The sequence below is a fragment of the Serratia sp. NCCP-200 genome, assembly GCF_059697885.1.
Window position 1 is genome coordinate 1,028,784 of the sequence record NZ_BAAKUJ010000002.1, and the last position, 20,671, is coordinate 1,049,454.

The 20,671-nt window shown below is 55.6% G+C and carries 13 protein-coding genes; all 13 read left to right on the forward strand.

The window, feature by feature from the left end; genetic code table 11:
* Positions 1-1,347 carry a type VI secretion system baseplate subunit TssK gene (gene tssK, locus AC6HVW_RS10020; RefSeq protein ID WP_071680603.1) on the forward strand — a complete coding sequence of 449 codons (1,347 nt, stop codon included), beginning with the start codon at positions 1-3 and terminating at the stop codon, positions 1,345-1,347.
* Positions 1,347-2,114, forward strand: a complete 768-nt coding sequence (gene icmH / locus AC6HVW_RS10025; RefSeq protein WP_071680602.1) for a type IVB secretion system protein IcmH/DotU — start codon at positions 1,347-1,349, stop codon at positions 2,112-2,114. Before tssK ends, icmH begins: the two co-directional genes overlap by 1 nt.
* 9 nt (positions 2,115-2,123) lie before the next feature.
* Complete coding sequence (tssH, locus tag AC6HVW_RS10030; protein ID WP_071680601.1) at positions 2,124-4,727, forward strand: type VI secretion system ATPase TssH; 2,604 nt, start codon at positions 2,124-2,126, stop codon at positions 4,725-4,727.
* Positions 4,724-5,506, forward strand: coding sequence for a helix-turn-helix domain-containing protein (locus tag AC6HVW_RS10035; RefSeq protein WP_021178395.1), 783 nt, complete (start codon positions 4,724-4,726; stop codon positions 5,504-5,506). Before tssH ends, AC6HVW_RS10035 begins: the two co-directional genes overlap by 4 nt.
* A gap of 2 nt (positions 5,507-5,508) precedes the next feature.
* Positions 5,509-6,174, forward strand: a complete 666-nt coding sequence (vasI, locus tag AC6HVW_RS10040; protein ID WP_071680600.1) for a type VI secretion system-associated protein VasI — start codon at positions 5,509-5,511, stop codon at positions 6,172-6,174.
* A gap of 5 nt (positions 6,175-6,179) precedes the next feature.
* Complete coding sequence (gene tssA / locus AC6HVW_RS10045) at positions 6,180-7,574, forward strand: type VI secretion system protein TssA (protein WP_071680599.1); 1,395 nt, start codon at positions 6,180-6,182, stop codon at positions 7,572-7,574.
* A 31-nt stretch (positions 7,575-7,605) separates the two neighbouring features.
* Positions 7,606-11,139 (forward strand): type VI secretion system membrane subunit TssM, encoded by a 3,534-nt coding sequence (gene tssM, locus AC6HVW_RS10050; protein WP_071680598.1) that lies wholly within the window; start codon positions 7,606-7,608, stop codon positions 11,137-11,139.
* A gap of 60 nt (positions 11,140-11,199) precedes the next feature.
* Positions 11,200-12,588 (forward strand): VasL domain-containing protein, encoded by a 1,389-nt coding sequence (locus AC6HVW_RS10055; RefSeq protein WP_186486187.1) that lies wholly within the window; start codon positions 11,200-11,202, stop codon positions 12,586-12,588.
* A gap of 328 nt (positions 12,589-12,916) precedes the next feature.
* Complete coding sequence (locus tag AC6HVW_RS10060; RefSeq protein WP_245209426.1) at positions 12,917-14,803, forward strand: type VI secretion system Vgr family protein; 1,887 nt, start codon at positions 12,917-12,919, stop codon at positions 14,801-14,803.
* Between the two features lie 63 nt (positions 14,804-14,866).
* Positions 14,867-15,337, forward strand: a complete 471-nt coding sequence (locus AC6HVW_RS10065) for a DcrB-related protein (RefSeq protein ID WP_071680595.1) — start codon at positions 14,867-14,869, stop codon at positions 15,335-15,337.
* 12 nt (positions 15,338-15,349) lie between these two features.
* The gene (locus tag AC6HVW_RS10070; protein ID WP_497569372.1) at positions 15,350-19,873 is read left to right on the forward strand and encodes an RHS repeat-associated core domain-containing protein; all 4,524 of its coding nucleotides are present in this window, start codon (positions 15,350-15,352) and stop codon (positions 19,871-19,873) included.
* The gene (locus AC6HVW_RS10075; RefSeq protein WP_071680593.1) at positions 19,870-20,181 is read left to right on the forward strand and encodes a hypothetical protein; all 312 of its coding nucleotides are present in this window, start codon (positions 19,870-19,872) and stop codon (positions 20,179-20,181) included. The genes AC6HVW_RS10070 and AC6HVW_RS10075 overlap by 4 nt, the downstream gene beginning before the upstream one ends.
* Before the next feature lie 363 nt (positions 20,182-20,544).
* A partial coding sequence (locus AC6HVW_RS10080; protein WP_497569376.1) for an RHS repeat-associated core domain-containing protein occupies positions 20,545-20,671 on the forward strand: 127 nt, incomplete at its 3' end.

Consider the following 20,671-nt stretch of genomic DNA (forward strand, 5'->3'; position numbering starts at 1 on the left):
ATGCCGACCAAGAATCGGGTGATCTGGCGCGAAGGCCTGTTCATTAAGCCACAACACTTTCAACAGCAACAGAGACATAACGATTATCAGCTGCAGCGCCGTATCACCGCGCTGACCAATTACGCCTATGGCTTCCACTCGCTGCAGATCAATCAGGAACTGCTCAAGCTGGGGCGGATCGGCTTGACCAACGCCAGCGGCAGCATGGCCGATGGCACGGTGTTTGATATTCCTTATCAGGATTGCGCGCCCAAGCCGCTGGACGTACTGAACTGCAACGATGCCGCCAGCCGCGATATCTATCTGGCGTTGCCGATGCTCAACGACACCATCAATGAGGTTGCCAGCCCGCACAGCCAACTGCCTGGGGCGATCCGCTACGCCGAACATACCGATGACGTGCGCGATTTGCATACCGACGGCGGCGATGTCAGCCAGCTGCTGCTGGCCCAGTTGGCACCGCGTTTGATGCAGGGCTCCGAAGATCTCAGCGCCTATTCCGTGCTGCCGGTCTGCCGCATTAAAGAGAAGCACCCGGACGGCTCGCTGATCCTGGATGAAGAATTTATTCCTACCTGCACCACTCTGCACGCCTCCGTACAGTTGAAAGACTTTATGGATGAAGTGGAGGGTACCTTGGTGGAGCGCGCCCGGCTGTTGGCCAAACGTATCGGTTCGCCGGGCCAGCAGGGGATTGCCGACGTGGCCGAATTCATGATGCTGCAGGTGTTTAACCGCATGCAGCCTTTGTTCACCCATCTGTCTCATCAGGCGGTGCTGCACCCACAGGATTTTTATAGCCACCTGGTGCAAACCTGCGGCGAATTGCGCACCTTTACCGACGAATCACGTCTGGCAGGCAGCTTCATCGTTTATAACCATGACAACCTGACCGATTGCTTCCAGCCGCTGTTCCTGGCGATGCGCCAAACGCTCAGCACGGTGCTGACACCGCGTGCTATCTCGGTACAGCTGCATCCACAGCCTAACGGCATTCGTGTGGGGACGATCAACGATAGCGATCTGTTGCGCAGCGCTGACTTTGTGCTGGCCGTTCGGGCGCAGATCCCGCAGGAACAGCTGCGGCGGCAATTCGTGCAGCAAACCAAGATCACCTCGCTGGAGAAAATCCGTGAGCTGGTTAGCCTGCAACTGCCTGGTGTACCGCTGGTGGCGCTCTCTGCCGCCCCGCGTCAACTGCCTTACCATTCCGGCTATACCTACTTCATGTTGGATCGGCAAAGCCCGACCTGGAAAGAGGTCCTGCAAAGCAATGCGATTGCCTTCCACGTTTCGGGTGACTTCCCTGAACTGGATATGCAGTTCTGGGCGATTAGGAGCAGCTAATGAAAATGCATGCCGTCACGGATAACCCCGCGCTGCCCGAAACGGAAACCGTCACTTCGTATCGGCAATATCAGCTCCCGCTGCGCGGTGAGAGCCTGAATGCGATGGTGGACGCCGCCACGCCGTTACTCGGCATGGTGCTGCGCTTGAAAGACATGGAAAACCAGCCGCTGCCAGACCAGCTTTATCAGCAGGTGGTAACGGATATCCGCGCCATTGAGCAGTTCCTGCAAACCAAAGGCTACGAGCCAGGGGCGATCGTTTCGTTCCGCTACGTGCTTTGTACCTTTATCGATGAGACGGCGTTGGGGCACGGTTGGAATACGCAAAATGGCTGGTTGCAGCAGTCCTTGCTGGTGCATTTCCATAACGAAACCTGGGGCGGCGAGAAGGTGTACGTCCTGCTGGAACGCCTGATGGGCGAACCCAAACGTTATCAGGATCTGCTGGAGTTCATTTACCTGTGTTTCTGCCTGGGTTATCGCGGCCGTTACAAGGTGACATTGCAAAACAGCGATGACTTTGAACGGCTGTTCCGTCGGCTGCATCACCAACTGCAACAGCTGCGCGGTGAAGCGCCTGCGACCGTCTTGCACAAGAAACAAAGCCGCACCGGCGGGCGTTATTACCTGAGTAAACGGTTGACCATCAAGCACCTGCTATGGGGTGGCTTAGGCCTGTTGACGGTGATTTACCTGTTCTATGCCATCCAGTTACATGGACAGACTCAGGATATTTTGCAGCAGCTAAACAATTTATTGAGCTAGGAAGCACAGATGATTCAAATTGACTTGCCCACGCTGGTAAACCGCCTTAATCCCATCGCCCGCCATGCCCTGGAGGCCGCGGCGGCGCACTGCGTCAGCCTGCAGGAAGCGGAAGTGACGGTCTCGCAGGTATTAATGCAGATGGTCGCCAGCCCCTTAAGCGACGTCAGGGTGATCCTTAATCATGCCGGCGTGGACACTGACGCATTGCGTGAGTCACTCGATCAACGTATTTCCGGCTATCAGTCGGTCACTCAGGCTTATCCTAGCTTCTCCCCTTTGCTGGTGGAGTGGTTGCAGGACAGTTGGCTATTGGCGTCGGCTGAAATGGATCACAGCCAGCTGCGCGGCGGGGTGATGTTACTGACCTTACTGCTGAGCCCTATGCGTTATCTCACACCGGCGGCCAGCCGGTTGTTATCCCCGGTGAATCGTGAACTGTTGCGCCAGAACTTTGCTGACTGGACCGCCGATTCCGCAGAAGCCCCTCGGGTAGCGAAAGCGGGCGATAAAACCGCAACTGCCGCCGCCAATGGCGAAAGCCTACTGGCGCGCTATGCCAGCAACATGACCGAGCAGGCCCGTAAAGGCACGCTAGATCCGGTGCTGTGCCGCGACGAGGAAATCGACCTGATGATCGATATCCTGTGCCGCCGCCGCAAGAACAACCCGATCGTGGTGGGTGAGGCAGGCGTGGGTAAAAGCGCTCTGATCGAAGGCCTGGCGCTGCGTATCGTGGACGGCCAGGTGCCGGAAAAGCTGTGCAACAGCGAACTGATGACGCTGGATCTCGGCGCGTTGCAGGCCGGTGCGGCGGTAAAAGGCGAGTTCGAAAAGCGCTTCAAAGGGATCATGGCGGAAGTTGCCCAGTCGGCCACGCCGATCATCCTGTTTATTGATGAAGCCCATACGCTGATCGGCGCGGGTAATCAGCAGGGTGGCCTGGATATCTCCAACCTGTTGAAACCAGCGTTGGCACGCGGTGAGCTGAAAACCATCGCCGCCACCACCTGGAGCGAATACAAAAAGTATTTTGAGAAGGATGCCGCGCTGTCGCGCCGTTTCCAACTGGTGAAAGTCTCTGAGCCGAGTGCCGAAGAGGCCACGGTGATCATGCGCGGCTTGCGCACTATCTATGAGAAGGCGCATGGCGTGCTGATCGACGACGAGGCTCTACAGGCGTCGGCGGTGCTCAGCGATCGCTATCTCTCTGGCCGCCAACTGCCGGACAAGGCCATCGACGTGCTCGATACCGCCGCCGCGCGGGTGGCGATCAACCTGACTTCGGCACCGCGTCAGGTATCGGCACTGAAAACGCAGCTGCACCAGCAGGCGATGGAAATCCAGATGTTGGAGCGTGAACAGCGCCTCAACCTGAGCCAGCCGGATGAGCGTTTATCGGTGTTGCAACAACAGCGCGCTGAGATCGAACAGCAACTGGCGGACCTGAATGCCAGCTGGCAAACCCAGCAGCAGTTGGTGCAGCAGATCATCGCCCTGCGGGCAGAGCTGCTGACGCAGGAAGAAAACGCGACGGAAGAACAGGTTATTAATCTGGCTGCGCTGGGTGCCGAGCTGGAACAACTGCAACAGCATCAAACCCTGGTTTCTCCACACGTGGATAAACATCAGATCGCGGCAGTGATCGCCGAGTGGACCGGCGTGCCGTTAAACCGCCTGTCGCAGAGTGAACTGTCGGTGGTCACCGAGCTGCCAACGTATCTTGGCGAGCAGATCAAAGGCCAGGAAACCGCGATCCACTGCCTGCATCAACATCTGCTGACCGCCAGGGCCGATTTGCGCCGTCCGGGTCGCCCAATGGGTGCTTTCCTGCTGGTGGGGCCAAGCGGCGTGGGTAAAACCGAGACCGTATTGCAGATCTCCGAGCTGTTGTACGGCGGGCGCCACTATCTCACCACCATCAACATGTCCGAGTTCCAGGAGAAACACACCGTTTCGCGCCTGATCGGCTCACCGCCAGGCTATGTGGGCTATGGCGAAGGTGGCGTGCTGACTGAAGCCATCCGCCAGAAACCCTATTCGGTGGTGCTGCTCGATGAAGTCGAAAAAGCCCACCCCGACGTGCTCAACCTGTTCTATCAGGCGTTCGACAAGGGTGAACTGGCCGACGGCGAAGGCCGCATCATCGACTGCAAAAACGTGGTGTTCTTCCTGACCTCCAACCTGGGCTATCAGACCATTGTCGATCACGCCGAACAGCCGGAACTGCTGGGTGAACTGCTGTACCCCGAGCTGGCGGCCTTCTTCAAACCGGCCCTGCTGGCGCGTATGGAAGTAGTGCCTTACCTGCCTCTGGGCAAGGACACGCTGCAAACCATCATCCACGGCAAGCTCAAACGCCTGGATAACCTGTTGCGCCAGCGCTTTAATGCCGAAGTGGTGATTGAGCCTGAGGTGATCGAAGAGATCCTGCTGCGTGCCACCCGTGCCGAGAACGGGGCGCGCATGCTGGAATCGATTATCGACGGGGCGTTGCTGCCACCGGTTTCCCTACTGCTATTGCAAAAAATGGCGGCAGGTACGGCAATCAGCCATATCCGCATTGCCACGGAGGGAAATGCGTTTACCGCACAGGTCGAGGAGGCGCTATGAGGCAACGGCTGAAATGCTTACTGGCGCTGCTGGAAAACGATTCGGTCGAGCATTTGGTCCATGGCTTTTTGACGCTGGATCACCACCGTCACGGGTTCGACGGCTTGATGGTGGCGATGTTCAACGCCAGCGAGGGGCAGTTGGAATGCCTCCGCCTGTCTGATGCCAACCGGCGCGCTACGGTAAAGCTGGAAGCCGATATCGAAGATACCAACCACCCCTTGGTGCGGGTGCTGCGTAATGGCGCGCCCGAAGTCTGGTACGCGCTCAATCGCGGGGTGCGCATCGAAGATGACGGCTTTCGTGGCTTTATTGAGGCGTTGCCCAACGGTTGCAGCATGTATGGCGTACCGCTGTTTGATTTTCAGGGGCGGGCCTGCGGGGTGATTGCGGTGTTTGCCGAGGATATCGATCGATTTGTGGACAGCCGGGGCATGTTTTCTATCTATTGCCAGATTTTTCAGCACCGCCTCAACAAGCTGCAAGAGGTAGAGCATCTGCGATCGCAACTGGTCCAGCTGCGATCGATGTTCAAGGTGCGTGAAAAACAGTTGGATGAGCTGATGGTCTCGCTGAGCACCTCCGACGTTTCCACCTCGCCAGAGCTATCACGCGATTACAGCAAGATAGATGACCTGTCTAGCGCGGTGGAGGCGTTTGAAGCCGCGGTACTGACGCAGCGCCAGCGTCTGTACGGCAATGACAAAAACCGCATCGCCGACAGCCTGGGGATCACGCCGCGCACCCTGGGTTACAAGTTGGCGAAATACAGGTGTTAGCTATGAATACGTGGTTATTGATCGGTTCGTTACTGCTTTCCGGCAGCCATTCAGCCACCGAGTGGCTAAGTGGCCTTTCGCTGCCGCAGCCTGAAGGGGATGCGCATCAGTTGGCGCTGCTGATGAACTGCCGCAGTGAAAGCTCGCCGCTGGTGCGTCTGGACTGTTACGACAACGCGTTGTCAGCGGCCAGCGGCGACAATCCGGGTCAGGTACAGGCCGGGCCAGCCTGGCAGCGAGCCATGGCGCAGGAAAAAGGCCGCCGCGATCACTCGACGGCATTCCTGATAAGCGAAGGGCAGGGCAACAACCCGCAGGTGGTGCTGACCACGCCAGCGATTGGTGTGCCACCACCGCGGCCAGTGCTGATGCTGAGCTGCATCGACAACATTACCCGTTTGCAGATCGCCTTGGTCGGTCCGCAAAAAGACGGTGCGGTGACGCTAACGGCGGATAGCGACCGGTTTAACGTGCAGTGGTTCCTGCGTGAAAACGGCTATCTGCTGGAATCCAGCCGGGGCCTGGCCGGTATTGATGAGATCAAGCGGTTGATGTCGGCGCAGACGCTGACGATCGACGGTACCAACGGCGGGTTACCCCGTCTGACATTTAATATTTCGCAGTTAACGCCAGCGCTGAAACCGCTGCGTAACGCCTGCCACTGGTGAGGACTATGGATAGCACGTCACAACATCCCTGGCATGCATTATTGCTGACGCCGCTGACGCCCGAGCAGACCGCCAAGGCGTTGGCCGATGACGATCCGCAATGGGAGCATATCGACAGCCAGATGGTCAAAGTGGGTTCGCTGACCCACAGCTCGCTGAATATTGATGACCTTCAGCAGCAGGCGATGGCTCTGCTGTCGCAAAAAAGCAAAGACTTCCGTTTGGTGGTGCACCTGCTGCGTACCTTGCAGCACGGCGGCGAACCGAGCGACCTGATGCTGGCGATCTCCTTGCTGACCGCCTACGTGCAGAACTTCTGGACCAGCGCCTGGCCGTTGAACCCCCTGCATAAGCGCCGCTTTGCCCAGCAGATCCTCAAGCGTTTTGACAGCGCCAGCGGCAGCTTTAGCCAACGGGCGACGGATGCCCAACGCCAGGATGTGCAAGGTTTGCTGGCACATCTGGCCCAGGTTTGGCACAGCGACGAACCGGCTCTGGCGAAAGAGGTGGATAGCCTGCGAATCAGCTATGCGCGGTTGCCTACTCGCACCGTTGAACCGGTAGTTGAGGAGGAAGAACGCCCTCAGTCTGGTTCGGCATCGACATCAACCACTGCCAGCAGAACGATCAGCCCCAGCCTGAGCATTGATAGCTCCAGCGATAAAGCCTGGCGGCAAACGCTGCTGAAAATGGCGGATTTGCTGTGTGAACTACACCCCGAGGCTGCCATTGGTTTCCGCCTGCGTCGCCATGCCCTGTGGGGCAGTTTGACCGCGCCACCGATAGCGCAGGCCGATGGACGCACGCCGCTGGCAGCCGTTTCTGTCGATCGCATGGCCGATTATCTGGGGCGCGTGGCCACTGCGGATCTGGCCCTGTGGCAACAGGTAGAACAGAGCCTGGCGCTGGCACCTTACTGGCTGGATGGCCACGCGCTTTCGGCGCAGATCGCTATTCGGCTGGGATACGCAGGGGTTGCGCAGGCCATACGCGACGAACTGAGCGCCTTTATCGAGCGCATGCCGGCGTTAACCACCCTTTACTTTACCGATATGACGCCATTCCTCTCCCCTGAATCTGCCAGCTGGTTACAGCAGGATACGGGTGCCAAAGGGGGAGGTCACACTATTGAACAGGATGAAATTTGGCAATGCTATCAACAGCAAGGACTGGAAGCCGCGTTACAGATGATCGATCGGCAATCGCAGCAAGCCGAACCCAGGGACCGTTTTTACCTGCAATTGCTCAGCGCCCAGTTACTGGAAAAAGCGGGGATGACGGCGCTGGCACAGCAGCACTACCACAACCTGTTGCAGGTGGGGCAGCAAGTGCAGCTAAGCGAATGGGAACCGGCGTTGATCGCCTTGCTTACAGACAAGCAGCGGCAGCTCAAGCCGTGATGGCCAGGGAAGGGAACAGGAGCGTTAACGCATGAAATTGCCCTCATTTATTCATTTTGCCAGACCGGCCGTTCCGCGCATCAAAGCCTCGGTGCCGGTGGTGCTGGCGCTGTTGGCCTGTATCGGCTTGATTTGGGTCTGGATTTACGGGCCGGAATGGAAGCTGAAGGATTACCAACCGTTCGAACCTTTGCTTAGCCGCTGGTTGGTGACTGCATTGGTGGTGCTGCTGGCGGTGTGCTGGCTCACCTTCAAAATGGTGCGGCGTTTACAGCAGTTGGAAAAGCTGCAGCTGCAGGCCAAAACGCAGGTCGACGATCCGATCCTGGCCGATATCGAACAGCAGGACCAGTATCTGGGCGTCTGGAAGCAGCAGTTGCAACGGCGGCTGAATACCCCGGCTTATCTCTATCGCCTGCCTTGGTACATGGTGATTGGCACCCGCAACAGCGGCAAAAGCACCCTGATCAAAGAAGGCTACAAGCTGACCGAAATCGCCAGCCCGGAACTGACCAGCGTGGAAGACGCCGGTGAGTTGCGCGTGCGCTGCTGGCTGGGTGAACAGGCCGTACTGATCGATCCGGCAGGTGAACTGATCGAGCAGCCAACGCTGTCCATAGTGGGCAAAGCGGCGCTCAATAGCCGCCTATGGCAAAGCCTGCTGAACTGGCTGGTTGAACACCGTAAACGCCAGCCGCTGAACGGCCTGATCCTCACCGTCGATCTGCATCAGTTGCTGACGGCGAACAAGGCTCAGCGCGAAAACATGGTTGCCAGCCTCCATCAGCGTTTGCAGGATGTGCGCCAGGCGCTGCATAGCCAGCTGCCGCTGTACGTGGTATTTACCAAACTGGACCTGCTGTACGGGTTTGAAGCGATGTACCAGACGCTGGATAAGGCGCAACGCGAAGCGGTGCTGGGGGTGACATTCAGCCTGAACGCCGCCGAACCGGAGGTGTGGCGCAAAGAGCTGCAGCAGTTCTGGCAACAATGGATCGCCCAACTGAACGGCGCGATGCCAGACATGATGCTCAACGGCGTTGATGCCGGGCAGCGTAGCCAGCTGTTCAGCTTTACCCGCCAGATGCAGGGCCTGCAAGAATATGTGGTGCAACTGCTGGAGGGGATCCTCTACAGCGGCGATCATCAACAGCCGCTGCTGCGCGGTATCTACCTGACTTCTGCCCAACAGCGCGGACAGATGGATGATGTGTTTACCCAGTCTGCCGCCGTGCAGTATCACCTGTCGCCGCAGGCCTTCCCAACCTGGCCGGTCGCCGAAACGACCCCATACTTCACCAAAGAGCTGTTTAATCAGGTGTTGCTGGCGGAACCGAATTTGGCGGGGGAAAACGGCCTGTGGCTGCGTAACTCCAGAAAACGCCTGATGGTGTTCTCCTGCGTGGGCGCCGTGGTGGCGTTGACGCTGTGGGGTTGCTGGCAATACTACTATCAGAGCAACTACCGTGCCGGACAAGAGGTTCTTGCCCAGGCCAAAACCTTCCTCTCCATCCCGACGCCGAAGGGTGACGATCGCTATGGCAACCTGCAGCTGCCGTTGCTGAACCCGATCCGTGACGCCACGCTGGCTTATGGCAACTACCATGAGCGCAACAGCCTGTTGGCGGACATGGGCCTGTATCAAGGCAACAACATCGGCCCTTATGTGGAAAGCACCTATCTGCAGCTGTTGCAGCAGCGCTTTGTTCCGGCGTTGATGAGTGGCCTGTTGGAGCAGTTGAATGCTGCGCCTCCAGGCAGCGAAGAGAAACTCGAGATCCTGCGTGTGATGCGCATGCTGGAAGACGGCAGTGGCCGCAACGTGGCGCTGGTGGAACAATTTATGGGCGACCGCTGGAGCCAGCAGTTTAACGGCCAGCGCGAAGTGCAACAGCAGTTGATGGGCCATCTGGACTATGCGCTCAAGCACACCGATTGGCGTGCCGCGCGGGAAAGTGGCGATCAGGTTGCCATCAAGAACTTTATCCCTTATCGCCAGCCGATCCAGCTGGCACAGCGCGAGTTGAGCAAGCTGTCGATTTATCAGCGGGTGTACCAGAACCTGCGCATCAAGGCACAGGAAGCACTGCCTCCGGCCCTGAACCTGCGCGATCAGATCGGTGCCAGCTTTGACGACATCTTTATCTCCAACAACGATCGCCTACTGGTGGTGCCGCAGTTCCTGACGCGCAACGGTTTGCAGAACTACTTCACCAAGCAGAATGACCAACTGGTGGATCTGACGGTGATGGACAGCTGGGTGCTGGATCTCAGCAAAAACGTCGAGTATAGCGAGGCGGATCGCAAAGAGATCCAGCGGCAGGTGACCGAGCAGTATATCGGTGACTATACCGCCACCTGGCGTGCGGCGATGAATAACCTGTCGGTCGGTGAGTTTGAAGATCTGCCGCAGGCGATCAGCGCCATCGAACAGGTGATCAGCGGCGAACAGCCTTTCCGCCGTGCCTTGCAGACGCTGAGTGATAACACCCGGCTGCCTGCGGTGCCTGACTCGTTGCAGGGTAAAGAACGCCAGGAACTGATGCAAAAATCCGATTATCAACTGCTGGGCCGCATCAACCGCGAGTTCGCGCCGGAAACCGCCGTGCTGGTGGAGAACGGTGACAAAGGCAGCGTACTGCAAAGCGTCTACCAAAAGCTGACCGAACTGCACCGTTACCTGCTAGCGATCCAAAACTCACCGGCACCGGGTAAAGCGGCCATGAAGGCGGTACAGCTGCGCCTGGATCAAAACAGCAGCGACCCGATCTTCGAAGTTCAGCAGTTGGCGAAAAACCTGCCGGAACCGCTGAACCGTTGGGTCGGGGATTTGGCTGAGCAAGCCTGGCGCGTAGTGATGATGGAAGCCATCCAATCGTTGGAGGTCGAGTGGAACGAGACGGTGGTGAAGCAGTATCACACCTACCTGGCTGGCCGTTATCCGTTCGATCCTAAGTCGCAGCAGGACGTGCCGCTGAGCGAGTTTGAACGCTTCTTCGGCCCGAAAGGCACCCTGGACAGCTTCTACCAGCAGAACCTGAAGCCGTTCGTGGATAACAACCTGAGCAGCGGCAGCGACGGGCAACTGTTAATCCGCCCAGATGTGCTGCAACAGCTGGCACAGGCGCAGAAGATCCGCGAAACCTTCTTCTCGGCACAAAACGGCCTGGGCACCCAGTTCGCCATCGAACCGGTGGGGCTGAGCGGCAACAAACGCCGCAGCGTGCTGAACCTGGATGGGCAACTGCTGGATTACGCCCATGGCCGCAGCAATATGGTGCATCTGGTTTGGCCTAACTCCATGCGGGCCGGGGTAGAAAGCAAGGTAACGCTGGTTCCGGATGAAAACGGCAAGTCTCCACGCAGCATCACCTTCAGCGGCCCTTGGGCACAGCTGCGGCTGATCAACGCCGGTGAGTTGACCAACGTCGGCACCAACTCGTTCGACGTCCGCTTCAAAGTGGACGGCGGCGAGATGACCTACCGCATCCATGTGGATGAGTCCGACAACCCGTTCGCTGGCGGTCTGTTCAGCAAGTTCACTCTGCCAGACACGCTGTATTAATCGTTGTTATCCCGTCTCTCTGCCGCGCTTGGCAGAGAGACGCTTTAAGGATGAGTCCGCATGAGCGAAGCCTCAGAAAATATCATCATTCAAACCGGCGGCGATCCGCGCCATTGGCCGGAATTCAGCGCCATTCGTGAAGAGATCAACAAGATCAACCACCCGGCGCGGCCAGAGGTTAACTGGCGCCTGATTGAGTCGCTGGCGTTGACGCTGTTCCGTACCAACGGAGTCGATCTGCAAACCACGGTGTACTACGCCCTGGCGCGTACCCAAAGGCATGGGCTGGCCGGGTTTACCGAGAGCTGCGAGCTGTTGGCGGGCATGGTGGTCAGCCAATGGGAACGACTGTGGCCAGAGCAGCCGCAGGCCCGCTCGGAAATACTGGAGTGGTTCAACGGCCGCGTCGGTAGCCAACTGCGCCAGCATGAGTTCGGCATTGACGACCTGCGCCTGGTATACCGCGCCGAGCGGGCGCTGCAACTGCTGTGCGACAAACTGCAGCAGGTTGAGCTCAAACGCGTGCCACGCATTGAAAACCTGTTGTACCTGATGCAGAACACCGCCAAACGGCTGGAAGCCGCCCATGAAGCGGCCAAACAGCCGCCAGCGCAACCGCTGAAGATGCCCTCGATGGTGTATCTCTCGGTGCCCGAAGCTGAGCCGATCCGCACCCTGTTCTCGGGGGCAAAAACGGCCGCGAATGAACCCCCTCCGGCCTACGAAGAACCCGCGCCACAGCCAATAGAACAACCGTTGCCCAATGTGGAAGTGCGTTTTGCACCGCCACCACCGGTCATCCCTAAAGCGGCCAAACGCGCTGCAACGGCTTGGGGCTTTGGCGGCGGTGTGCTGTGCAGCCTGGTGGTTGTCGGTGCGGCTTATCTGATGCAGGTCAAACCAATGCAGGAGCGGCTGGCGGGGCTGGCCGCCACCCCAGAAGGTTCGGTGCAGCTGTGGCTGGCCCAACCGACTCTGGACGGCTACGGCCAGCAACTGAACACGCTGGAGAACCTTTCTCCGTTGGCCGGGTTGCGTACCGCCGATGCCTCGGTGGCGCTGGCCAACCAGCTGTGGCCGACCGATCCGGAGCAGATCGCCCAAAGCCAGCGTTGGCAACGGCTGCTACAGGCGCGGCTCGGCAGCGAGCGGGCCGACAGCAGCTATTTCCAGGTGCAGCAGCGCTTGCAGGCGCTGTCGGACAAGTTGCTTGAACAAGAACAAATACGCGGCAGCCTGACGCTTTCCTATCTGAAAACGCAGGTTTATCAGATGCAAAATGAACTGAACCGTGAAACGCCGCTGGAAGAGTTGCTGCGGCAGTTGGCGGTTTCGGTGGAACAACAACAACCGGCTTCACCGGTGCTGCTCAAGCAGATAGACGAGCGCTGGAATGCACTGCTCAGTCGCTATCACCAACTCACGCAGCAGGCAGCATCTGCCCGCTAACCTCCAGGAAGGAAAAGATATGTTTGCTGATGACAAGAAAAGCGCCCCCAAGGGGGGCGTACAGCCGAAGAACATTGTGGCCACGGAGACGCCGTCAGTCAGTGGCGATCAGGTGGTGGATATGGTGGGAGCCGCGGCTGGCGCTGTAGGCGGCAAGGCGGGCAAGGTGGTATCGCAGGCGGCGGATATTGCTAAAAAGGCCGGTTCGATAGCCTCATCCGTAGGCATCAATCCTAAGAACATTGTCAGCAGTGGTGGTGCCGCGGGCATGGCCTCATCTGCGGGCGTCAAGCCGATGAGCTTTGCCAGCGGCGGCAGCGCCACGGCGATGGCGTCCTCGGCTGCCAGTGCCTTGATGGGCGGCGCGGAACCGAGTGGGTTGCAGTTCACGCTCTCCACGGCGAACCTGCCTCCGCAGACCTTTGTGGTGGTGGATTTCAGCCTGACCGAGATGCTCTCCTCACCGTTCGTGCTGAACGTGGGCCTGGCCAGTGCCGATCCGGCCATCGACTTTGCCGCGGTGCTGGATGAGGATGCGACGCTGGTGATCAAGCGTGAAGGGGTAGTGCAACGCAGTATCACCGGCATGGTGGCGAGTTTTGAACAGGGTGATACCGGCCTGCACCAGACCCGTTATAGCATGGTGATCCGCCCGGCACTGTGGCGCACCACGCTGCGGCGCAACTCGCGCATCTTCCAGCAGCAGAGCATCGAAAGCATCATCACCACCTTGCTGAAAGAGAACGGCATCACCGATTTTGCCTTTGGCTTGCGTAACCCCCATCCGGCCCGTGAGTTCTGCGTGCAGTATCAGGAATCGGATTTTGACTTCATCCAGCGGCTGGCCGCCGAAGAGGGGATGTTCTACTACTTCGAATACCCCGAAGGCAAAAACATCGTGGTGTACACCGATGACGTGGGCACCTTGCCGCAGGGCGCTGTGCTGCCGTATAACCCAGGCGTAGCCTCTCAGGCGCTGGAGCTGTGTGTCACCACCTTCACCCGTAGCGCACAGGTGCGTACCGCCGTGGTGGAACTGAAGGATTACACCTTTAAAAACCCGCAGTGGTCGGCGGCCTTTAATGAACAGGCCAGCGAACTGCAAAATCAGCGGCCAGACTACGAACACTTCGATTTCCCTGGGCGTTTCAAAGATGAACAGCACGGCAAGGCCTTTACCCATTACCGCCTGGAAGCCCTGCGCAACGATGCCAACCTGGGGAATGGGCAGAGTAACGACTTTACCCTGCAGCCGGGGCTGCTGTTTACGTTGACCAGCCACCCGCGTAGCGATTTGAACCACCAGTGGCAACTGCTGAGCATTCAGCACAGTGGCAGCCAGCCTCAAGCGCTAGAGCAGGAGTCTGGTGGGCAAGGCACCACGCTGAACAACCAGTTCGTCTTCCTGCCGCACACCCAGACCTGGCGGCCGACGCCGATGCCGAAACCGAGCATGGACGGCCCACAGATCGCGATGGTGGTGGGGCCCGCCGGGGAAGAAATCTACTGTGATGAGTTCGGCCGTATCCGCCTGCAATTCCTGTGGGACCGCTACGGTAAAAGCAACGACAACAGCTCATGCTGGATCCGCGTGACCCAACCGTGGGCCGGACAGGGGTGGGGGATGTTGGCCATTCCACGTATCGGCCAGGAAGTGGTGGTGGATTTCCTGCATGGCGATCCGGACCAACCGATCGTCACCGGGCGTACCTATCACGCCAACAATATCCCACCGGGATCGCTGCCTGCCAGCAAGACCCAGATGGCGTTCCGCTCCAAGACCCATAAGGGCGAGGGCTTCAATGAGTTGCGGTTCGAGGATGCCAAGGGGGGCGAGGGGCTGTTTCTGCATGCCCAGAAGGATATGAGTACGACGGTTAAAAACGATCAGTCTCTTACCGTCGAATCAGGTAACCGGACGCTAAATATTCTTGCTGGTAACGAAACCAAAACCGTAAAGCAGGGTGGCCTGACGGAAACCATTTGTACCATGCGTAGCACCAGTGCTAATCAGGTTCAGGTCAAAGCTAAAGCAGGTAAGAGTGGCCCAGGAACACAGCTTTATGAGTCCTCAGACGACATCACGCTGAAAGTGGGGGCTGGGGAAATAAAGATGACTCCCGGTAGCATTGTACTCAAATTCGGTGGTTCAAGCATTCAGCTTGATGCTAACGGTATCTTTGTCAGTGGGCCCGTTATTCATCTGAATAAGTAAACTCATTACGAATGGCATTCTGATTAACGGGATGCCATGAACAAAATTATTTAGGGATAAATAATGTCAAATCCTAATGAACTCTCCCTTTTCCAGTTTAACGAAGGTGCGATTAATTTACCTACCGCCTGGAAAGATCTCAGTGTACTGGTGCTCAGTGCTGCCGATAACGACCAAAGCGGAATCAGCTTTACCATTTCCAGAGACGTTATTCCATGGGGAATGTCATTCAGTCAGTTTGCTGAGCGTGAGATATCCAGCCTGTCAAAACAGTTGAAAAATTACCAGCAGATTAATCAAGAGAATGGGGTGTTAGATTCCCGAGATACGGCAACGTCTGAATTTAGTTGGTCATCACCACAGGGGCCGATCCATCAATTAATGATGTTGCTTGATGTCAATCCTAAAGTGTTGGTTTTCACTGCCACGATCCCAGGAGATATGACGGATGAACAGCGGCAACAAATAACCACGTTGATGAGTACATTCCAATTGCGGGAATCGGCCACGGCAGAAAAAACGGCTACAAGGTAACAGGAGCGGACGATGAGTGTTGCACAAGGAGTATGGTCAGGCGCAGGTGCTGCTGGCGGGCGCTCTGCCGTTCGTCAAGAGGTGATGGAACAACAGCGTGAGGCATCACCACCGAATACTAACGAAGGCGGCGCGGAGTCTTTTAACGAACAAGCTCTGAACTTTATGGAGAGTGAAGAAGTAAACAGTGCGGTGACTGTCGGTATGGGAGCTTATGCCGTCGCGAGTGGTGCAGGGGCACCTTTCGCCGTCGGGCTAGCTGCTGGTTACGTTGGCGCACAAGCGGGTAGCTATGTCGGCGAAAAAGCAGGTACAGCCATTGCCGAGTACCTTGGATGGAAAAAGGTGGCAACGGAGGGAGATGCTCCGGCGCGTATGGGTGACTTTATTGCGCACCAAAAGAAAGACCTCGGTACCTGGGGGGCATTAGGCGGAATATTGCTCGGAGCGGTTGCTGCCGTTGCTGTGGGGGCATTGGTGGTTGCTACCGGTGGCGCTGCTCTGGTTGTTGTTGCAGCCGCAGCAGCCGCAGGCGGATTTGTTGGTGCTGGTGTCGCCGCGGCTGGCGCAGTGATGGGGCAATACGGTGATAACAAAGGCACGATTATCGACGGTTCCCCCAACGTTTATTTTGAAGGAAAAAAAGTGGCGCGAGTAGGCGATCCTATCGTGTGTAGCGATCATCCAGGTCCTCCGCCGGTTATCGCGGAAGGGGCGAAAACGGTCTACGCCAACGGCAAACAAATTGCCCGTTTAGGACACCGTACCACTTGTGATGCCAACATTAATAGCGCTGCGGCAACCATTATGGAAACCACAGAAACGGCGCAGATTTTCAAAGTTAAAGATAGCCGAAACTCAGCCCTGCGCTGGGTGACTATCGTCGCCAGTTATCTACCGATACCCAGAGGGAAGAAAAAGGGCAGCAAACCAAAAACCTCTTCTGAAGCTGAAGGTTGCAGTAATAACAAATGCACCAAACCCGGTGAGCCTGTGGATGCGGCAACGGGGGATTTCCTCCAAGTGTGGCCGATGATCGATATTCCGGGAATATTGCCGCTGACGCTTACCCGACTCTATCGTTCCAGTGGTCACTTGACTGGCAGTTTTGGCGATAAATGGGCAGATGATTGGTCTCAGCATTTAATCCTTGAAGACGCGGTCATTCGTTTTCGCAACCATGAAGGTGTGTTGCTGACATACGATGCCCCACAAGACGATGATGACGTTCAGGCTATCAATCTGCACGAAGGTCATTATCTGCTCTATGGCCAACGTAGTGGTGTATTGCATATTTTTAATCGACAAACACAACAGATCCTGAGCTTTGCCGAACCGCAGGGGAATGTTCGCCGCTTGTCTACCATCAGCGATCGTTTCGGTAATAAAATTCGTTTTCGCTATTCTGAAGAACGGCAGCTTTCACGCATTGATCATAGCGACGGTTATTCACTTGAACTCAGTTATCAGCAACAACAATTGGTTGCGATTGAATTGATTACACCGGTTCAACGTCAATGGCTGGTTAAATGCTGTTATGCTGCCACTGGCCTGTTGGCCGAATGTAATACATTCCAGTTCACCCACCTTTATCATGAGTATAATGCTGCCGGTTACATGACCCGTTGGCATGATACGGATAAGACCGACGCTTATATTCTCTATGACCCGCAGGGCAGAGTACTGTCTACACGTACCGCTAGCGGGCATTACCAGGATCGTTTTATCTACGATGATGCCGCCCAATGCACAACCTATCTGGATGCGGAGGGAGGATGCACCCGTTTTTGGTATAACAGTGATGGTCAGGTGATCCGTGAAATTGACCCGCTGGGGCGGGAACATTTGACTGAATGGGCGTTCGGCAACAAACTTTCTGAAACGGATGCCCTGGGACGCAAGGTAGAGTTCCAGCTTAATCAATATGGAGAAACAGAGCAGATTACGACCCCTACGGGTGAAATATATCGCTATGAGTACAATGGTTTTGGGCAGGTCACGAATAGCACCTTACCGGATGGTAAAGGTTGGCAATTTATCTATGGTGATGAAGGACAACTTTGCAGTGTTGTTGATCCGCAGGGTTTACGGCAAGAATATCGTTATGGCGAGTTGGGGGCATTAGTACGTCAGATCCTGCCTAACGGGGCAGAGTGGCGTTACAGTTACAACACGCAGCATCAAATCAGTGAGATTATCGCGCCTGATGGCGGTGTTACGCTATTAAATCAGGACATCTTTGGCCGCTTAAAAGACAGCCAAGATCCATTAGGGCACATCACCCGTTATGCATATAGCTCTCAGCATGCTAGCCCGACAGGCAGTGTCAGTCAGGTTTATTTGCCTGATGGCGTTAAGCAGGCGATCACCTATGACAGTGAAAAACGCATAGCGGCAATAACCGATGGCGCAGGAAAAACTACCCGTTACGAATACGGTGGTTTTGATTTGCTGACAGGCCTTATTCGTCCTGATGGGCAGAAATTGACATTTAGCTATGACAAGCTAACCCGTCTTGATGGTGTCACCAATGCACTAGGTGAAACTTACCGCTATACGCGTGATTTGGCCGGACAGGTCATTGCGGAAACCGATTTTACCGGGCGTACCATTCAATATCAATACGATGCTGTGGGGCGACGCATTTGGGCGCGTTACCCCGATCGTCGCGTGATCAGTTGGCAATACTCGCCGCGTGATCAGGTCTTGGCTCAACAGACATGGCGCAGTGATAAATTGAGTTCCACGCTGGTTGCAACGGTGAGTTATAGCTACGACGAACAGGGGCGCTTACTAAAAGCTGAAAATGCAGAAGCCGTTGTTGAGTTTGATTATGATGATGCTGGCCAACTGATTGCCGAGCGCTTGAATGGACGAGAGATTAAGCATCAGTGGGACACGCTAAACGGCACGCCAAGTTCTCGGTTGGTTGGCGAGCTCGGGCTTGATTTTGACTACGGTCTTCAGGGGGAACTGACGCAGTTAAGGCTTGCGGGCCATCAGCCATTACGTTTCCGACACGACAAGCTAGGCCGGGAAACCGTGCGCGAAAGTGCCGCAGGATTTATCCAAGCCTGTAATTATACTTCAGTGGGATTGCTGGCCAACCAGGCGGCTGGACGCAATTCCCCTTTGTTCCAGCAGCAATTAGTGACACCAGATTCGATGACACCTGCGTTGCATGGTAGCGCAGTCAACCGAAGTTGGCAGTATGATCGGGCCTATAACGTGGTGGGTATTGATGATGGGCGTTGGGGTAAGACGCAATATCAATATGATCTCAATGACCAGATAGTTCGAGCCAATTTTGCTGGCGTTTTGCCGCTCATTGAGCAGTTTTCCTACGACGCCAACCTGAACGTCACAATGCATGCTCGTATGCCACGTGGGGCTGAGGCTGCTTTACAGCAAGACCAACAACATCAGCGGGCAGGCCGTGTCGTATCCCGTGGTAACTGCCAATATCATTACGATATGGGTGGAAGGTTGGTTGAAAAACGAGTTCTTAAAGAAGGATTTCGGCCGCAGGTGTGGCGCTACCGCTGGAATGAACAGGATCAGCTATCGGAATTGATGACGCCGAAAGGCGAACGTTGGCGCTATGGCTATGATGCTTTTGGGCGGCGCATCCGAAAACTACGGTTAGTTGACAGCAAGCCATTTATTTCTACGTTGTTTGATTTGCCTGAATCAGCTACTCCACCAGCTAGCGCTGTGGTGCAGGGTTATGAGTACCTGTGGAGTGGTGATCAACTGATAGAGGAAGCCCCTATCTATGCCGATGGCACCGTTGCCTACGAGCAGAGTATCCACTGGTTGTATACCCCTGGTTCGTTAGCACCGGTGGCCCGCTATGAACAGGGCAAACTCCATTATGTCGTCACCGATCACATGGGTACTCCACGTGAATTGCTCAACGAACAGGGGAAGATGGTCTGGGCAGACCGTTTGAGTACCTGGGGTAAAACCGAGTTGTGGCAACAAGCGGCCAACGACGAAGATAAGGTCACTTGCAATCTACGGTTTGCGGGTCAGTATGCGGATGCCGAGTCTGGGTTGCATTATAACCGTTATCGCTATTATGATGTGGATACCGGGCAGTACTTGTGTCCAGACCCGATAGGGCTGGCGGGGGGAGTGAATCCTTATGCATATGTACATAACCCGCAGGGATGGATAGATCCGCTTGGATTGGCTGCGTGCCCTAAAAAAGTCGAGGCATTAAGAACGGGTGGTAAAAATACTACTGTTGAAGTCAGAACTAAGGCTGAAGCTAACGAATTACTCCATGCAGCATTCCCTGACTATCAGAAAGTTAGAGGCGTTGGGCCACAAGATGCTGTTGGCGTGAGAAAGAAAAGAAAGATGGACCGTTTTAAAGAAGGGGGAGCGTACCATAAGGACTACGCTATCGATCCTGCAACAGGTCGAGTAAGAGGCCATGCCCCGACTGATGATCACGGAAATTTCCCGCATATAAATATAAAGCGTGAAGACGGTATTAAAGTGGTAATTAATATAGTAGGTGGAAAATGAATTCAAATGTTAACTTGTTAAACATCATAAATAATGGTAAGCAGGTTGGGATACGTTATTCTTTTTTATCCGGAAATGAAGTTTGCTGGTCTTCTGTCGGACTGCAAAAATGGGAAGGAAAATATAAGGTTTTTATTGATGAAATTTTAGAGTCAAAAATGTCTTCTGAAGAATACTTGAGAGAAGAGATTGTATCGTTTGATTCTATTGAAGGTGCTTTGGAGTTTATCAAAAATAATACCAAAGTAGAAATAAGTGATTTAGCTCCTTGTAAAGGTCAACGGATATTTAATCCAAAATTTAGCTAGTGACAGAAAACCGGAAAGATCCTCTTTGGATCTTTCCGGTTTTTTTATGGCTGCACTAACATATTACCCTATTGCGCCTTAATCAACCCTTATCGGGCATCAGGCTGAGCGCCAGCGATTGCGCGATCGGACTGCATTTTGTCAGCCTGCCGCCCTTCAGATACAATTTCTCATCATAATGTATCACACAACTCGAATACTGGTTATGTTCCCATTTCTTAACTAACCTGTATTTATATTACTATTTGATTTAAAATGCTTTTGTGCAGATAAAAACTATCATGGTAGGGCGGTAGCGTGATTAAGATCCTTGCATATGATGAATTTCTAGCGGAGGTGTACCACCTGAACTGGTAGTATGATGTGCACGAGGGAAGTTACCTGTGTCTGGACCCGATAGGGCTGGCGGGGGGAGTTAACCCGTATGCTTATGTACATAACCCGCTGACATGGGCAGACCCATACGGGTTAGCTGCATGCCCAATGCGTG

Coding starts and splice junctions, on each gene's coding strand:
- tssK (WP_071680603.1), top strand. CDS start 1: ATGCCGACCAAGAATCGGGTGATCTGGCGCGAAGGCCTGTTCATTAAG.
- icmH (WP_071680602.1), top strand. CDS start 1,347: ATGAAAATGCATGCCGTCACGGATAACCCCGCGCTGCCCGAAACGGAA.
- tssH (WP_071680601.1), top strand. CDS start 2,124: ATGATTCAAATTGACTTGCCCACGCTGGTAAACCGCCTTAATCCCATC.
- AC6HVW_RS10035 (WP_021178395.1), top strand. CDS start 4,724: ATGAGGCAACGGCTGAAATGCTTACTGGCGCTGCTGGAAAACGATTCG.
- vasI (WP_071680600.1), top strand. CDS start 5,509: ATGAATACGTGGTTATTGATCGGTTCGTTACTGCTTTCCGGCAGCCAT.
- tssA (WP_071680599.1), top strand. CDS start 6,180: ATGGATAGCACGTCACAACATCCCTGGCATGCATTATTGCTGACGCCG.
- tssM (WP_071680598.1), top strand. CDS start 7,606: ATGAAATTGCCCTCATTTATTCATTTTGCCAGACCGGCCGTTCCGCGC.
- AC6HVW_RS10055 (WP_186486187.1), top strand. CDS start 11,200: ATGAGCGAAGCCTCAGAAAATATCATCATTCAAACCGGCGGCGATCCG.
- AC6HVW_RS10060 (WP_245209426.1), top strand. CDS start 12,917: ATGGCGTCCTCGGCTGCCAGTGCCTTGATGGGCGGCGCGGAACCGAGT.
- AC6HVW_RS10065 (WP_071680595.1), top strand. CDS start 14,867: ATGTCAAATCCTAATGAACTCTCCCTTTTCCAGTTTAACGAAGGTGCG.
- AC6HVW_RS10070 (WP_497569372.1), top strand. CDS start 15,350: ATGAGTGTTGCACAAGGAGTATGGTCAGGCGCAGGTGCTGCTGGCGGG.
- AC6HVW_RS10075 (WP_071680593.1), top strand. CDS start 19,870: ATGAATTCAAATGTTAACTTGTTAAACATCATAAATAATGGTAAGCAG.